General features: G+C 68.3%; 23 protein-coding genes and 1 pseudogene. 18 read left to right on the top strand and 6 right to left on the bottom strand.

Annotated elements, in window-relative coordinates:
• Both ACSNOG_RS27720 and ACSNOG_RS27715 read left to right on the top strand, forming a co-directional pair.
• On the top strand, positions 1–493 hold a 493-nt coding region (locus ACSNOG_RS27720), incomplete at its 5' end, for a hypothetical protein (protein WP_436755435.1).
• Complete coding sequence (locus ACSNOG_RS27715) at positions 490–708, top strand: hypothetical protein (RefSeq protein WP_436755434.1); 219 nt, start codon at positions 490–492, stop codon at positions 706–708. The genes ACSNOG_RS27720 and ACSNOG_RS27715, both read left to right, overlap by 4 nt.
• A gap of 6 nt (positions 709–714) precedes the next feature.
• On the opposite strand, the gene ACSNOG_RS27710 is transcribed toward ACSNOG_RS27715, so the two are convergent.
• Positions 715–942 carry a hypothetical protein gene (locus ACSNOG_RS27710; RefSeq protein WP_436755433.1) on the bottom strand — a complete coding sequence of 76 codons (228 nt, stop codon included), beginning with the start codon at positions 940–942 and terminating at the stop codon, positions 715–717.
• A 129-nt stretch (positions 943–1071) separates the two neighbouring features.
• Here ACSNOG_RS27710 and ACSNOG_RS27705 point away from each other — a divergent pair, with 129 nt between their 5' ends.
• Positions 1072–1374 carry a hypothetical protein gene (locus ACSNOG_RS27705; protein WP_436755432.1) on the top strand — a complete coding sequence of 101 codons (303 nt, stop codon included), beginning with the start codon at positions 1072–1074 and terminating at the stop codon, positions 1372–1374.
• Positions 1371–1610, top strand: a complete 240-nt coding sequence (locus ACSNOG_RS27700) for a hypothetical protein (RefSeq protein WP_436755431.1) — start codon at positions 1371–1373, stop codon at positions 1608–1610. Before ACSNOG_RS27705 ends, ACSNOG_RS27700 begins: the two co-directional genes overlap by 4 nt.
• Before the next feature lie 96 nt (positions 1611–1706).
• On the opposite strand, the gene ACSNOG_RS27695 is transcribed toward ACSNOG_RS27700, so the two are convergent.
• Entirely contained in the window at positions 1707–2318 is a 612-nt protein-coding gene (locus ACSNOG_RS27695; RefSeq protein WP_436755430.1) for a transferase, read from the bottom strand.
• Between the two features lie 168 nt (positions 2319–2486).
• Between ACSNOG_RS27695 and ACSNOG_RS27690 the strand changes: the two genes are divergently transcribed.
• Complete coding sequence (locus tag ACSNOG_RS27690; RefSeq protein ID WP_436755429.1) at positions 2487–3362, top strand: glycosyltransferase family 2 protein; 876 nt, start codon at positions 2487–2489, stop codon at positions 3360–3362.
• On the opposite strand, the gene ACSNOG_RS27685 is transcribed toward ACSNOG_RS27690, so the two are convergent.
• From ACSNOG_RS27685 to ACSNOG_RS27670, 4 genes are all read right to left on the bottom strand, one after another.
• Positions 3359–4459, bottom strand: a complete 1101-nt coding sequence (locus ACSNOG_RS27685; protein WP_436755428.1) for an NAD-dependent epimerase/dehydratase family protein — start codon at positions 4457–4459, stop codon at positions 3359–3361. The two genes, ACSNOG_RS27690 and ACSNOG_RS27685, sit on opposite strands and share 4 nt — an antisense overlap.
• A gap of 139 nt (positions 4460–4598) precedes the next feature.
• Positions 4599–4928: a hypothetical protein gene (locus ACSNOG_RS27680; protein ID WP_436755427.1), complete on the bottom strand. Its 330-nt coding sequence runs from the start codon at positions 4926–4928 to the stop codon at positions 4599–4601.
• A 109-nt stretch (positions 4929–5037) separates the two neighbouring features.
• On the bottom strand, positions 5038–6237 hold the full coding sequence (locus ACSNOG_RS27675; protein WP_436755426.1) for a helix-turn-helix domain-containing protein: 1200 nt from the start codon (positions 6235–6237) through the stop codon (positions 5038–5040).
• A gap of 137 nt (positions 6238–6374) precedes the next feature.
• Complete coding sequence (locus ACSNOG_RS27670; RefSeq protein ID WP_436755425.1) at positions 6375–6632, bottom strand: hypothetical protein; 258 nt, start codon at positions 6630–6632, stop codon at positions 6375–6377.
• 447 nt (positions 6633–7079) lie between these two features.
• On the opposite strand from ACSNOG_RS27670, the gene ACSNOG_RS27665 reads away from it, so the two are divergent.
• The 13 genes and pseudogenes from ACSNOG_RS27665 to ACSNOG_RS27605 all read left to right on the top strand — a co-directional run.
• Positions 7080–7268 carry a hypothetical protein gene (locus tag ACSNOG_RS27665; RefSeq protein WP_436755424.1) on the top strand — a complete coding sequence of 63 codons (189 nt, stop codon included), beginning with the start codon at positions 7080–7082 and terminating at the stop codon, positions 7266–7268.
• Positions 7268–7489 carry a hypothetical protein gene (locus ACSNOG_RS27660; RefSeq protein ID WP_436755423.1) on the top strand — a complete coding sequence of 74 codons (222 nt, stop codon included), beginning with the start codon at positions 7268–7270 and terminating at the stop codon, positions 7487–7489. Before ACSNOG_RS27665 ends, ACSNOG_RS27660 begins: the two co-directional genes overlap by 1 nt.
• Positions 7490–7591: 102 nt before the next feature.
• Positions 7592–7849, top strand: coding sequence for a hypothetical protein (locus tag ACSNOG_RS27655; RefSeq protein WP_436755422.1), 258 nt, complete (start codon positions 7592–7594; stop codon positions 7847–7849).
• A gap of 69 nt (positions 7850–7918) precedes the next feature.
• A complete protein-coding gene (locus ACSNOG_RS27650) occupies positions 7919–8239 on the top strand; it encodes a hypothetical protein (RefSeq protein WP_436755421.1) in 321 nt (106 codons plus the stop codon).
• Positions 8240–8323: 84 nt separating this feature from the next.
• Positions 8324–8524 carry a hypothetical protein gene (locus ACSNOG_RS27645; protein ID WP_436755420.1) on the top strand — a complete coding sequence of 67 codons (201 nt, stop codon included), beginning with the start codon at positions 8324–8326 and terminating at the stop codon, positions 8522–8524.
• 121 nt (positions 8525–8645) lie between these two features.
• Entirely contained in the window at positions 8646–9008 is a 363-nt protein-coding gene (locus ACSNOG_RS27640; RefSeq protein WP_436755419.1) for a hypothetical protein, read from the top strand.
• Positions 9005–9394: a RapZ C-terminal domain-containing protein gene (locus ACSNOG_RS27635; RefSeq protein WP_436755418.1), complete on the top strand. Its 390-nt coding sequence runs from the start codon at positions 9005–9007 to the stop codon at positions 9392–9394. Before ACSNOG_RS27640 ends, ACSNOG_RS27635 begins: the two co-directional genes overlap by 4 nt.
• Positions 9395–9407: 13 nt before the next feature.
• Positions 9408–9851, top strand: a complete 444-nt coding sequence (locus tag ACSNOG_RS27630) for a hypothetical protein (RefSeq protein ID WP_436755417.1) — start codon at positions 9408–9410, stop codon at positions 9849–9851.
• A 73-nt stretch (positions 9852–9924) separates the two neighbouring features.
• Complete coding sequence (locus tag ACSNOG_RS27625; protein ID WP_436755416.1) at positions 9925–11247, top strand: hypothetical protein; 1323 nt, start codon at positions 9925–9927, stop codon at positions 11245–11247.
• Between the two features lie 33 nt (positions 11248–11280).
• Positions 11281–11811: a plasmid transfer protein TraA gene (gene traA, locus ACSNOG_RS27620; RefSeq protein ID WP_436755415.1), complete on the top strand. Its 531-nt coding sequence runs from the start codon at positions 11281–11283 to the stop codon at positions 11809–11811.
• Positions 11812–11871: 60 nt separating this feature from the next.
• Positions 11872–13887, top strand: coding sequence for a plasmid transfer protein TraB (gene traB / locus ACSNOG_RS27615; protein WP_436755414.1), 2016 nt, complete (start codon positions 11872–11874; stop codon positions 13885–13887).
• 233 nt (positions 13888–14120) lie between these two features.
• Entirely contained in the window at positions 14121–14510 is a 390-nt protein-coding gene (locus ACSNOG_RS27610) for a hypothetical protein (protein WP_436755413.1), read from the top strand.
• Between the two features lie 25 nt (positions 14511–14535).
• Positions 14536–14812, top strand: a pseudogene (locus ACSNOG_RS27605) (hypothetical protein); the annotation flags it as partial.

The raw sequence follows: 14812 nt of genomic DNA, 5'->3' as shown, positions 1-14812 counted from the left end.
GGAACGCCGTCAGCAGCGGCAGCCAGCACCTCGGCCTGGCGCGGCGACAGGTGCGGGGCCTTCACAGCACACCGCCCCCCTCCCCGTCAGCCTCGACGCCCTCGACCTCCGCGCCCGCGGCGGCATCGAAGGCATCCTGACCAGTTGGGAGCGCGACGTCCGTGACCTGCTCGGCTGGTCCCCGCCGCCCTTCCGCGGCACCGTTGAGCAGCAGGTCGACGGCGCCGCGGCCCTTCTCCGCAGTAACCTCGACTGGATCTGCGACCAGCACCCCGCCGCCCGAGAGTTCGCCGCCGAGATCCGGCAGACCGCCGGCCACGCCCGAGCCCTCGTCGACGGCGAGAAGCCCGAACGCCGGATCACCGTCACCTGCCCCTGCGGCAGCACCCTCCGCGTCACGATTAGCACCCCCGGCGCCAGATGCCACTGCGGCCAGCAGTACGGCCACGCCGAAGTCCTCCAGCTGCCGATGGCGGAACGGCGGGCAGCATGAACGACGACCACGACGACGAGCCGCTGTGCTCGGGTCTGCCGATCTACACCGCCACCGACGGGCAGGCCTACATGTCCTGCCGCGACGTCGCCGCACTGCTCCGGGCCATCGCCGAGGCCTGCCGCAGCCTGGACGAAGCTGATTTCGCCCCCGCCGTCCTCGACGAGGAGGCCAACGCCATCGACTGCCACGCCATCATCCACACCCGGACGTGACGCCGGCTACTCCTCGGCCGGCAGGACCGTCATCCGGCACCGCGACCAGCCCGGCGTCTCCGGGTCGTCCGCGGTGTCGGCAACGACCTGACCGTCGCCGGTCAGGCTCCCCGACCGGGCCGTGATCCACGCCCGGATCTTGGCTACGCCCTCGACCGGGCCGCGGATCTCCACCCACACCTCGCGCGGATCACCAAAGGTCACCGGCCCGCTCTCGTCAATACGATCATCCACCCCGTCCACGCCTGATCAACGCGGGCGGCAGCTCAGGGACACGGCCGGACGCCCAGCGTGCCCAGGTACAGCCCCGCACCGTCCCTGATTCGCTACCGTGGCTCTGTCACAACCCGAGCGGAGGCCCTGATGAGCACCGGCCAGTCGTGGACCATCGACAGCATCGCCCACGCCCTGCCCCACCCCGAACTCCGCGCGAACTTCATGCGCGAGGTGTCCTTCACCGACGTCCGCAACCTCCCGGACATCCTCCAGCGCTGGGTCGCGTTCATCCAGGAGTTCGACGCCGGCCAGGACCGCGTCGAGCAGCTCCGAGAAGCCATCCGCCAGAACGGCCAACCCCCCGCCACGTACACCGCTAACCTCATCGACGTGAGCGAAGACGAACTCCGCACCGCAGCGGCCAGGCAGGCCAGCCGGGGTGCCGCGTGACCTACCGGCTCCGCCTCGACCCGAGCCTCCACGCCACGTACAAAGCCCTCCCCGACACCGCGCGCCGCGACCTCGCCGTCTGCCTCCTCGACGCTCTCGCCGACCCGCTTGCCCACTCCACGCCCTACGGCATCGACGACGGCACCTTCCGCACCATCGCTCACGGCCACACCGCCGGCGTCATCCTCATCGGCGACGACACCATCACCCTGGTGCAGATCACATCCCTCGGCTGAAGAGCTGCACACGAAAGCCCCCACCCGAACGGGTGGGGGCTTTCTTCATGCTCCGGTCAGCTCATCGCCGACCGACGCGCGCACTCCGGGCCAGGCCTACTGGCGACGCCGACGGACATGCGCACCGCCAGCACCCGGATCGCTGACCACACTCCGCGACGGCACCGACCGAGCGGCTAGCAAGACGCCCCCGGTCACCCGGCACTCGCGCCCCAGAAGCACACCTGGCCCGAGGCTGATCCCGTTACCCGTCTGCACCTCGTCGCCTATCACAGCCCCGAAGGCTGGAGTACCGCACCGATACAGCCCCTCAGCCACCCGGACAAAGATCTCCTTATCCGGCCTTCGCATATCGGCACTCCACATGCTGATCGCGGCGATCGTCACGTTCGCCGACAAGTGCGCCCGAGCACCGACGATCGAGGAGTTGACCCCGATCCGGTGACCCAGCACAGCCCCTTCACCCAGGAAGGTCCGGGTCACCTCGCAGTTGAAGCCCACGGACACGCCTGCGCACAGCACGGAGCCCTTCCGGACCGTCGAGAACTCGTGAACCCTCACCCCAGGCCCGATGATGACGTCGTCACCAATGATCGACGACGGATGCACGAACGCAGACGGATGTATCCGCACCGGCATCCGGGTCAGCGCCACCCCATGCATTTCCTCCCAGCCAGCCAGGAAGTCCCTCAGCTCCAGCTCGCCCATCGCCCCATAGGGCGTCTCAGCCAGCTGCCCCTCCACAGGCCCAGTGACATAGTCACCAAGCCGCACTGACGCCATCCGCCATTCCTCCAAACGTGTCAGGCAGGACAGCACCACGCCAACCTGCCGCTACCATCACCACCACCCACACCTCGAACAGGAGCCGGACCCATGACCCGACCCCGCCTGGGCGTCGCCATCCTGACCATGGGCAACCGCCCCGCCGAGGTACGCGACCTGCTCGACTCCGTCGCCAAGCAGGACACTCAACCGGCCCGCATCGTCGTCGTCGGCAACGGCACCCCGCTCCCGCCTTTCGAAGCGACCATCACCCCGGTGGAGTTGCCCGAGAACCTCGGCGTCACCGGCGGCCGCAACGCCGCCCTCAAGCACCTACTCGCCCACGACGACATCGACGTCGTCATCGACCTCGATGACGACGGCCTCCTCACCGACCCCGACGTCTTCACCCGCATCCAAGACCACTTCAAAGACGACCCCCGGCTAGGCATCGTCAGCTTCCGCATCGCCGATGAAACCGGGCACACCCAGCGACGCCACGTGCCCCGCCTCCGAGCCGGCGACCCCCTGCGCGGAGGCCCCGTCACCACCTTCCTCGGCGGCGGCCATGCGCTCTCCACCGCGATGCTGGAACAAATCGGCGGCTGGCCCGACGAGTTCTTCTTCACCCACGAAGAGACCGACCTCGCCTGGCGGGCCCTCGACACGAACTGGAAGATTCTCTATGCCCCGGAGCTGCTGCTCCAGCACCCGCGGACCTCACCCGCCCGGCACGCCGTCTACTACCGCATGACCGCCCGCAACCGCGTCTGGCTCGCCCGTCGGCACCTGCCGTTGCCGCTTATCCCGCTCTACCTCGGCGCGTGGGTCCTACTCACCCTGGCCCGCACACGCTCCCTCGCAGGACTACGAGCATGGGCCGGCGGCTTCCTCGAAGGCACCCGCACACCGTGCGGCGAACGCCGGCCCATCCGGTGGGGCACCGTATGGCGCATGACCAGGATGGGCCGGCCACCGATCCTCTAGGACCGGACGGCACTCTCGCCGCGCAGCCACTCCGGGATCGCCTCAGGCGTCGCCCGCAGCCACGCCACATACCGGGCAACCCCCTCGGACACGGAGATACCCGGCGCCCAGCCCAGCACCTCGCGCATACGCCGGGTGGAGGCGTAACCACCCAGCGGATCCCCCGGCGGCATGGGAGTCTCCACCACAGACACCTCCGGATAGTGCCCGCGGACCAACTCGGCGACCTCTCCGATGCTCGTGGGACTACCCGTCCCCACGTTGATCACCATGTCCTGTGCGGCCGGCGCGACGAGAGCCCGAACCGTCGCCTCCGCTACATCATCCACGTGAACGAAATCCCGGATTTGCGCGCCGCCACCGTTCAGATGCAGAGGCAGACCGAGGGCAGCACGAGCGGCAAACCACGCAACCACCCAGGAATGACTGCCCCGCTTCACAACCTGCGGATCCCCGTACACCGAGAAGTACCGCACCACCGAGAACGACACCCCGACCGCGCCCAGCGTCAACGCAGTCTGCGTCTCCCCGAACACCTTCGTGTTCGCATACACCGACAGCGGCCGCAGCGGCCAGTCCTCAGCGAACCGCGGGGCCGTCCGCCCATACACAAACTCCAGCGCACCCCGCAGCGCCCGCTTCTCCGGCTCCGGCGACGCCCAATCCTCCGGATCACCATTGCCGTACACGCTCGCCGACGACACGAAGCACAGCCGTTGAACACGGTCTGAGGACGCCACCGCGTCCAGAACCACCTGCGTACCCGTCACGTTCGTGCGGATCGCCGCCCGCGCATCCCGCGTACACGCCGCGACATCCGCCACCGCAGCCGCATGGATCACGAAGTCGCAGCCGCGAACAAGCCGACGCATCAGCGCCTCGTCCGCAACATCACCCACCACAATGTCACGGGCACCAGCATCCACACCGAACAGCCCCTGGTACACGCTCCCCGGATACGCGTCCATCATGCACACCGCCACCGGCCGAGCACCCAGACCCCTCAGCAGCCCAACAATACGGCTGCCGATCAAGCCACCACCACCCGTCACCAGAACAGATTTGCCCTGCAACTCCTTGCACAGGTCGTACTCCACCACGCCTCCAAACGAGGGGAGAAAGGCAACCGACACAGCCCCACGCCATGCCCCACCGCCTGCCAACGATCACTCCACAGTCCCCACAGGGACGACCACCCCAACCCAGCCCGGTCGGGAAACTCGACGCAGACCAGCCTTAGCGGATCGACACCGTCTCCAGCGGCTCCGGGAACCGCGACAGCTCCACGCCCAGCGCGTTCCCCAGCAGACCCCGCGCGATCACATCCCGTTCCCGCGCCGGACGCCCCTTCGGCATCGACAGGACGATCCGGCCCCGGCGGACAATCACGGCGCCGAAGAACCCCTCATCGGTGATGTCCGACTCGAAGAGCTGCGCACCTGTCTCCTTGAGGAGCTCCGCCAGCGGAGCCGACAGGAGGCGCGCCGCCGACGGCACGCGCCGCTGCGACGGGACCGTGGCTGGCGACACAGGCGCCGGAGCACGGCAAGGCGGTACCTTGGACATGGTGAATCCCCTTTGACGAGACGGATCACTGTTGATCAGCGAGTTCGCAGCTCGCTGGTTCTGGCGGCCGGGCGTTCGCAGCGCTCGGCCGCTGTGCTATCTGAAGGCTTTAGCCCAGTGCGCTGATTGCGCTACTCAGGTCTTCTGCGGCTGATGAGTGCCGATACCGGGGCGCGGACAGCATCGAAGCCACTCGCCGTGCCCGCTTGTTTATCCAAGAGATCTGCGCCTCGGTCGGCAGCTCCAGCACCGGAGCCATCGCCTCGGCCGCGGCCTCGACCTCGCCCAGCTGCACGAGGGCGGTGGCCAGGTAGATGTGACAGAGTCGCTCGTCGTCTAGCGATCTCTGCGCTGTGGGCATCTGCTCCCACGATGCGATCGCCGCCCGGGCCTCCGCCGCTGCAGTGCGGGCGTCGTCCCTGCCGTCAAGCCAGATCAGACTCGAAGCGGCGTAGTAGCGCTGTTTCGTCTCCGAGAACTCGAAGAGGCCGGCCAGGGAGTCCGGGCGATGCACGCGTTCACGGGCTACCTCGGCGAGGTGCAGCATCTGGTTCGCGCCCCCGCTGTCGCCCAGGTTTGCCAGGCACTGAACTTCTCCGCAAAGCAGCCGAGCCGCCCCGGTGCCGGGGACGTCTCCGACGTATTGGAGTCCGTCCTGGACGTAGCCAAGAGCTATGCCGTAGTCGCCGTTGAACCGTGAGATCAGTGATTGGGTGCCACGTACCCACATCAACAGTTCCGTGTCGCCCGCCTGCTGCGCACACCGCCCGGCGGCGCGAGCGTGTTCTAACGCCGCGTCCGCATCTCCGAGGTCAAGAGCGGAGTACGCAAGGATCCCCGATAGGCGCCCCGCGGCGACGTAGAGGTCGGACCGCTGATGCTGCCCGTGCCGGTAGTCCCGTAGCCGGGATAAGGCGTCGCGGCGGAGGGCGTCGGCCCGGTGCAGCATGGGCCCCGGTGCGGTGCTCAGGTAGTCGATAGCGGTTTCCTCGACGCCAGCGTGCAGCTCGTCGAGTTCGAGGTCGGCCAGCTGGCAGAGGTCGCGCGAGGTGGCAAGTGAAGCGGCGAGAGTGCGCCGGGTAGCCGCCTGCTGCTGGCGCCGCTCGTCCTCCTCGTCGAATGCCCGAACCAGGCGTCCACCCGCATTGAGAGCGATATCCGCGGCCTCGGCGACCTCCCGGCTAGGCACTCGTCGGCCAGCCTCGATGTGCTGGATGTGGGTCCGGTGGACATGGATGCGGCAGGCAAGATCAGCAAGGGACTCGTGCGCCGCGAGGCGACGCTGGCGGAGCTCCGATCCGAAGGTCATACCCATCATCCTGTCGCCGTTGTCCGGTGGTGGTGAGGGACTTGCTGTTGTCAGATCCGCCTGCCGCCGATTGACGACAGGGCGGATCTAGAACGTCACCTAGAGCAGTGGTCCGCTAGGTCCATGGCCGACATGACCTACTCGTCCTGCCCTTCAGGCTTGGCTGCGGGGCCTCGCCCTCTTGTGGTGCGCTCGCGAAAGAACTTCTCGATGGGCTCCCACGGCATTGCCCACGCGTTGCCGATCTTCAGCCACTGCTCCCGCGGTACAGGCCACGAGGGATCCGTGTCTGCGATATGGCGGACACCTTGCCGGGTGATCGGGCGAAGCACCAGTTTACGGGCACTGACGCGTCTGGCGATCTCCGAGAAGGTGACGAGATCTGGGGTGTTCACCCTCCCTTCCTCAGTAGCGGCCATACCTGAATTCTCCCACTCGACAGCCAGTACTTGTCAACATGCAAGTACTCCTCTACTCTCGAAACCACGAAGCCCCGACTGGTGGTTGCAAACCAAGTCGGGGCCGCAGGACGGCCGTTGCTGGTGGTTGCACACCAGCAACGGCCTGAATCCCAGCGCGGTGGTTGCACACCTGCTGGGCGCCCGGACCAGCCTGAAGGAAGCAGGTGGACCAGACATGACAGATAGTACTTGCGTTTCTCGTAGTACTGACAGCGGCCGGCGACTCCGTTCGGATGACGCCTCCGCCCGCCCGATCGATTCCGACCCGCACCCCGACGAGGTTCTCCGCCGCGTTCTGGGTCGCCCCGCCCTGAAGCTGTCCCGTCTGCCCAGCGAGCCGGATGCTCGTCGCCGCATGATCGCGGCGCGGGGGTGGTGAGGGTGAGGGAGTCGGAGCTGGCTGCGATGGAGGAGTACCGCGGTGAGGGGCTGACGGCCCGCATCGTCGACATCTCCTCGGACCCGCAGAATCCGTCGAACTCCTGCCTGGACCTCTATCAGGCGGCTGTGCAGGACGCGTTTTCGAATGCGGCTCGGTACGGGTCGCAGCCCGGCGAGGGGTGGTCGTGATGTCGCCGGCGGATCGTCTGCTGGATGTACTGAACGGCTGGTTGGCGGTGACGTCGTCGTCGGGTCCGGTGGCGGGCCGCCTGGAGTTGGTCACGCCGGAGGGTGCGGCGTTGTTCGCGAAGCTGTCGCTGGGGCAGGTGGAGCGTTTGGGTCATCTGCTGGCGGTGGATGAGTCGGTGCTGCGGGCGCGCGCCGAGACGAGGCCTCCTCACCTGAACTAGTCCGCTCCCGCGGCGTGTTCCTGGCGGTTCGCTGTAGCCGCTGTTCTTCCCGGCCCGAATGGCCGGTGTTCTGCTCCATCAATCTCGTGAAGGGGTACGACCATGTCCGAAATGACACAGGTCCCGACGGTGAACGACTGGTGGCCGTCGGAGGCGGATGTCGAGGCGGCGCAGGCTGCGGTCCGCGCCCAGCTGATCGACAACTTCGTGGCGGCGCTGCGCGAGGGCAGCGTGGAAGAGCGCTTTTCCGTGCTTCAGGACGCCGCGCGGTATGACGAAGTCAACCCGGACAGCAGCCCAGTCGTCGACGAGCTGCACGCCATCCACGACAACCGTGCGGTTCTGGGGAGGGCTGTCTGACCTGCAACAAAAGAAGTCGAAGACGAAGAAGGGGTGGGGTTTGTGTCTGTTCGATCTGAGGTGGCGCCGGTGGAGTCGGCGTCGGCGGAGGGGTCGGGTGTTGTGGCGGCGGTGCCGGTGCAGCAGGTGGCGTCGTGGCCGGTAGCGGTGGCGCAGATGCTGTCGCCGTTGTCGGTGTTCGAGCCGGAGCGTGTGGAGTTGTGCACGCGGTATCGGATGGCGCTGGTGGATGAGACGCCGGCGGCGGCGCATGTGGATGCGGCGGTGCATCACCTGCGTGCGGCGCTGGGGGCGTTGGGGCGTGAGGATCGGCAGCGGATGCGTGGCGCCCTGGAGGCGGTGGGGTGCGAGGTCAAGCGGATCGCGGCCGAGGTGGGTGTCTATTCCTGAGTGGCCTGTCGGATCACTGTGCTCCGCGGCCAGCGGGTCGTGGGGTGCGGAGGTCGGACAGTCCGGCCGTGGTGGGAGGTTCTTGTGGAGTTCCGTAAGGGCGACAAGGTCGTCGTGGTTGAGGGCGGCAGTGAGAATCCCGGCACGGAGGGGCGGCAGGGTGTCGTGTTCTATGACGGGGCCCTATCGGGTGGCCTGATCGCCGTGAAGGGTATCGACGGTCGGCTGCGGGAGACAGTGCAGGGCTACCGCGGTTACACGGCTGACCAGCTGCGCCGCCTCTGACGTCAGCCTTCACTGCTCGGCTCCACTGGGCCGAGCGGTGAGGAGAGCCGTCAGGGCTCGCTGATCAATCCCTTGGGTGTCGTGTCCTCGGCACCTCCATGTCCGAAGCAGGGAGAAGACCATGACGTTCAATCCGTTTGCCCAGTTCGTCGATGACTTCAAGAAGGAGTTCGGCCTGAGTGAGGCGACTGCCCGCCATGCGATTGAGGTGATGCTCAGCATCATGGTCGGCATGCCCGGCGAGGCGGGGCAGCGTGAGTTCGAGCGCGTCACGAAGGAGGCCCTGGCCGCGGGCGAGGCGTGGGCTCAGGAGTTCATCTCGAAGTCCATCGAGAAGAAGCTGCCGGAATACCGGGTGACCTACACCAAGGCCTTGAAGCGCGGCGTGGACCCGGAAACGGCTCTGGTCTGGGAGCACGGCGAGCTGGAGCCCGAGTCCGCCGCCGAGGTCGTCCGGATTCTGCGTCTGCGGAAGGGTGAGTGATCGCCGTGACGGACGTGGTGGTCACGTCGTTCGGGTTCGGGCACGGGCCGGTGCCGGAGGCGCACATCGTGGTGGATCTACGGCAGCACTTCCGGGACCCGCACGTGCGGCCGGGGCTGCGGGAGATGACAGTGCGGGATCGTCCGGTGCGGCGTGCGGTGATGCGGACGCCGGGTATCCGGCCGGTGCTGAAGGCGACGCTCGCGCAGGTCAAAGCGTTCCGTCGCGGCCCGTCGGCGGGCGTGGTGACGATCGCGTTCGGGTGTGTCGGAGGCCGGCATCGCAGTGCCGTGGCCGCGCATGTCCTGGCCCGTCGCCTGCGGCGCCGTGGGCTCTCGGTCGAGCTGCGTCATCGCGACATCCGTCGTCCGGTCATCTCTCGGTGAAGGGGAGCCTTTCGTGACGATCTTTTCTCCTGCCGGTCAGCCTGTTGATCAGTCGGCGGTCTACCGGGAGCTGGCTGATGCGCAGGAGCAGATCCGGAATGCGAACAGCATCGGGGCGACGCTGCTGGGTGCGTCGATCACGGGTGCGGGCATTGCGGTGCCGCTGCTCGCCGACCGGATCGGCAGCTTCACTGCTCATCAGCCGGCCCTCGTCCTCGTCCTGGCCGCGGGTGGTGTGGCGGGGATGGTCCTGGCGTTGTGGCAACTGCTCTCTGCGGTCCTGCCGCGTGTCCGGACTGCAGGTCACACGGCTCCGTTCCTGGCCTATGCGACAGCGCCCGATCTGAACGCCGTGAGGGCCCTGATCGTGACCACCAGTCCGGATGCTGAGCTGCGCGCCGTGTCCCGTATCGCTCGGGCCAAGTATCTGCTCTTGCGTGGGCTGGCCGCTTCCTGAGGGCCGCGATCGTGCTGCTGTCGGCGGCCGGTGTCCTTGCCCTTGCTGCCTGATCTTCGTCTGGAGAGGTCCAGTGAACCCGCACCACGCCCCTGTTGTTCTGCCGGAGCCGCGTCCGGTGGAGTGGCCGCCGCCGTCCGCGGCCGAGGTCCTGAAGCGTGCCCGTATCGCCGCGGACGAGGTCCTGGCCGCGGCGGAGGCTGAGGCTGCGAAGCTGCGCACCGAGTCCGCGGCGCTGAGGACCGAGGCCGAGGTCGAGACGGCTGATGCTGAGCGGCGTGCGCAGCTGGCAGTCGCTGAGCATGGGCGTCTGACAGACCAGCTTGGCGAGGAGTTGAAGGCGAAGCGGGAGGCGGTGCGGCTCAATGAAGAGAGGGCAGAGCAGGTCGCCGCTGAGGCTGCGGAGATGCTTGCCGCGGCCCGGGCGGAGGCTGCCAGCATCACGGAGTCCGCCAGGGATGAGGCTGGCCGGCTCCGGGCTGAGCTTGCTCAGCTGCAGGAGAGTGCCGGGGAGCGGGAGCAGACGAAGGCTCGCCGGGACAAGAAGATCGACGACTGGTCGCCGAGGGTTGCCCTCACGGCGGTCGTCGGTCTCACCGCCTCCGGCGAGTTCGCGCTCGCCCAGCTTGCCGGGTGGCCGCAGGCGATCGCGTGGCTGCTGCCGCTGGGCATCGACGTGTACGTCGTTCAGGCGCTGCGCCGGCACCGGGATGTGAGCGCCGCGCTGATCCTGATGGTCGCCGCGAACGCGATCTATCACCTTGCGGCGGCGGGGTTGTTCGGGGTCCGTGACGGGCGCCCCGAGTGGTGGCTCATCGTTGGTGTCGCGGCGATCGCTCCGTTCGTGATGTGGCGCCTGCACAAGATTGTTGAGCCGCCTCGTGAGCGCCGTAAGGCACACGATGGCGAGCGTCCGGAGGTGTCTGTTGAGGCGCTCACGGAGGTCGGTTTTGAGCGCGCCGATGAGCGCCATGACCAGCGGCGGAAGGCGCTCACCGGGCGCCCGGCTGAGCGCGTGAGTGAGCGCCCGGATGAGCGCCTCGAAGGCGCTCAGAGTGAGCGCTCGGTGAGCGCTGGTGGTGAGCGCCGGGACGCTCAGGGAGGGCGCCCGGATGAGCGTCGCCGTGAGCGTCGTGAGCGCGCGCAGAAGAAGCCGAAAGCGAGCGTCCGCCGGACGCTCACCGAGCGCCGCCGTGAGCGTGTCCGCCGCCTCTACGACGAGCTCGGCAAGCGCCCCGAATGGACGGACATCCGCGACGTGCTCGTTGCCGACAAGCTCGCCGCCAAAGACATCTCACGGTCGTCGTGCCAACGGGTCCGCGACGCCATCGAATCCGACGAGCCGGCGCTCGCCGCGCTCGGTTCCGACAACGCCCGCGTCATCACCGCGGGCTGATCACCCTGACCGTCTGAGACCTCGGAGGTTCTCATGGCTATCCCGTTCTCTCCGCCCGGCCCGGGCCAGGCGCCGCTGCCGCCGCGTCCGCCGCGCCCGCAGGCGGTGCACAAGACCCGGAACGGTGGCGGCTTCAACGTCAAGCCGGTCGTCAACGTGAACCTGACGAAGACCGCGCCGGAGCCTCGCGGCGGACGGCCGGGCGGCGGGCAGAAGGGGGCCGGCGTGCCCGGGTCGGAGTTCAACTCGAACGACGACATCCGCGCCTTTTCGGAGCACCTGCGGAAGACGGCCCGGCAGCGGGCGGTCGAGCGGTCGCTGGACGCGGCGCAGCTGGAGGCGGTGCTCCGGAACATCCCGGACGCGTCCGGGTCTATGGCGGGGGCCCGGGCCCGGGCGCGCCGGGTGTCCCGGCATCTGAAGCTGATCGCTGCGGCGGAGAAGGCCATCGCGAAGTGGGCGACGGCTCTGTTCGCCCAGTTCGAGCGGGAGTTTGAGTCCGAGCTGCGGAAGGTCGGCAAGGCCCGGACGCAGCAGCAGCCCAGGCCATTCGACTGGGGCTGACACCACGTCTGACCTGCACTGACACCGTCTGACACCTCTCCTGACACTGGAGTTGACACCATGGCTGACAGCCTCAAAGCCGATCTGCGGAAGGCCGTCACGCACCCTCGTTCCCGGCCTTGGCTGGCTGTCGCCGCCGAGCTGCCGGCCACGGTCACCGCCCATGCCCTGTGGGGCGATTCACCGGCTGCTGCGGTCGGCCTGACCGTGGCGGCCGGTGTCCTCACCGCGGCGACGTGGTGGGCGGGTGAGGGCACGAAGGCCGCGCGCCGGATCCACGCAACCCTGTCGACTGGCGCCGGCACCTCATACCTCGTCCTGGGTACCGTCACGGACCCGCTTGACCCTGGCCTGCTGTCCACGCTGGTCATTGGCGGGGCGGTGGCGGCGGGCGGGTGGAACATTCGTCAGGCCCTGCGGGTCAACCCCGACCGCACGAGCGGTGAGCAGGGCGCGACCGAGACCGGGGTGCTGGTGAAGGCCCTGGGTAGCGCGAAGGCGGCTCTGCGTGGCGCGCCGAAGGTGGAGCCGAACAAGGTCACGGCTCCGCTGCAGCTGTCCGCCGGTGAGATGACGCAGGATGAGCTGGGGAACCGGATCAAGCATATTGCCAGTGAGCTGGGCACTTCTCCCAACAGCGTCCGGTTCGTACCCGACCCGGACCGGGCCGACCGCACCACGATGGTGATCGTGCCCGAGGACCAGCTGAAGACGACCACCCCCTGGCCCGGGCCGTCCAACCTGGGTGGATCTATCACGGATCCCATCCCCCTCGGGATTTACGAGGACGGTGAGCAGGCTGTCCTGTGGTTCCCGGCTGACGAGGGCGCGAAGCGCAACGCCACGCACTTCCTCGCAGCTGGCATGAACGGATCCGGGAAGTCCGCCGGGATCTCGGAGGCCATCACGGAAGTGCTGACCAAGGTGGATGTCATCGTCTGGGCCGTCGACCCGTCGAAGGGCATGCAGACGTTCGGCCCGTTCCTGCCGTACCTGGACTGGGCGGAGATGACGATGGCGGGCGGCGAGGCAATGATCGATGTCCTGTCGCCGGTCATCACCGCCCGGGCCGATGCCCTGGGACGGGCCGGCTTCAAGAACTGGACCCCCTCGGCGTTCGAGAAGCTCGGCATGCCATACATGATTGTGTGGATCGAGGAGGCAGCGAAGTTCTTCCGTGAAGGCACGGAGATGGAGGGCCTGGTGATGGAGGCCCGCTCGGCGGGGATCTCCGTCATCATCAGCCTGCAGAGGCCCAGCTCAACCTCGATGCCCACTGACGTGCGTGAACAACTCGGCGGGGTCGTCTGCTTTGGCGTCAAGGGTGCTACGACGGCCGACATGGCGCTGCCCGATGACGTTCGTGACGCCGGGGCCCGCCCCGAAGCCTGGGAAAACCGCCGGCCCGGCTACGCCTACCTCGTCGCCCCCGGCGTCGACGAGGAGCGGTACGCGATGCCGCTGCGCACCTACTACATCGACGACGAGCAGATCGGCGGCGTCCTCGCCATCGCACCCCGGCCACCCGTCGACCCGGTCACGGCCCAGGCCGCGGGAGAGGCCTACGCCAACCGGACCCGCTACGACGCTGACACCCCGCTGACCAGCGCTGACACCCACAGCAGCCAGGCACCCGAGGAGGATGCTATGGCCCAGGAGCAGACCAGCGACGACGAGGAAGCCCGCCTCGATCTGCAGGTGAGCAGGCAGGTCTTTGCGGCCGCCGGAGTTGAGACCGAAGGCCTCGACCTGGATGTCGACCCTGACCGAGAGATTCCGCCCGTGGGCGATGTGTGGACCTTCGGCCAGTCGGCCACAGGCCCGCACGGCTCCCGGACGACCGAGGAGGCGGTAGCCGAGCTGCACGCCATCCTCGAGGAGTTCCGCGAGCAGGGGCTGACTCAGATCGGCCCGCGGCACTTCCAGCCCTACTGGGGCAAGGGGGCCCGCCTGGATCGTTCGCGGGCCTGGGTGAGCGAGAAGCTGACCCACCTGGCCGATGAAGGGCTGCATCTCGCCGAGACTGACGAGCCGGGCGTGTACACGCTCCTGGAACCCGAGCTTGTCGGGGCCTGACACTCCCTGACACCACGTCTGACCTGCACTGACACCGTCTGACACCCGATCGAGGTGTCAGACGGTGTCAGGAGGGGGTGTCAGCGGGGTCTGACACCCCCTCCCGCCTTAGGTAACGCGTGCGCGCGAGGGGCCGCTGACACCGCTCTGACACCCCCTCCTGACACCCCTCCGACTGTCAGAGGATGCAAACTGTGACTAATACCAACAAGAAGGATGCGGATGCCAGGGTCTTGACCATCGCCCTCCGCACCTGGGCCGACGACGACCCCCACGACGCGCCGACCACTGCCCGGCTCGCCATCCGGACCCCGCCCGACTGGGAACACGTCGGCGTTGTGAACCTGACTCACCGGACCCAGCAGAGGATCCTCGGCCTCCTCCGACGCGACATCGCCGAGCAGCACCCTGGCCCGACCAGCCCCCAGCGAGCCGCCGCCATCATTGACGGCCTCCTCGCCGAACACCGCGCCGCAGGGCGCACGCACATCCGCGCCACCGATCTCGTCAGCGCAGCCCCGCGCATCGGCCGCTCGCGGGCCTGGATCGCCGAGCACATCACCCGCCTCGTCGACGCCGGCTACCTGCAGGAGACCTGGCGCCCAGGCCGATTCCGCCTCTGAACACCCACCTCGGAAGGAAGATCCCATGAACCCCCTGCCTGAGCCCCTCGTCGGCTGGCCCACCGTTCAGCCGTACACGCCCGCCCGTCAGCCCGTGCTGGGTGCTGTCGAGCTCTACGCGGAGCGGGCAGCCGTCGTGTACGTGCCCGCGCCCGGCGGGCAGATGGTGCCGGTCCTGCGCGAGCACCTCCCCGTCCAGGCTCCTGCCGTGACCGCGCCGCGGGACCTGGAGCCGCGCCCGGTGATCGATCCGGTCGCCCAAAGGCTGGTGGGCGCCGGGGCCCTGGGAGCGGGGGCTGGGT

It is taken from the genome of Streptomyces sp. URMC 124 (genome assembly GCF_051386455.1).
Lineage (GTDB): Bacteria > Actinomycetota > Actinomycetes > Streptomycetales > Streptomycetaceae > Streptomyces.
This window is presented reverse-complemented; position numbering and strand designations above follow the sequence as displayed.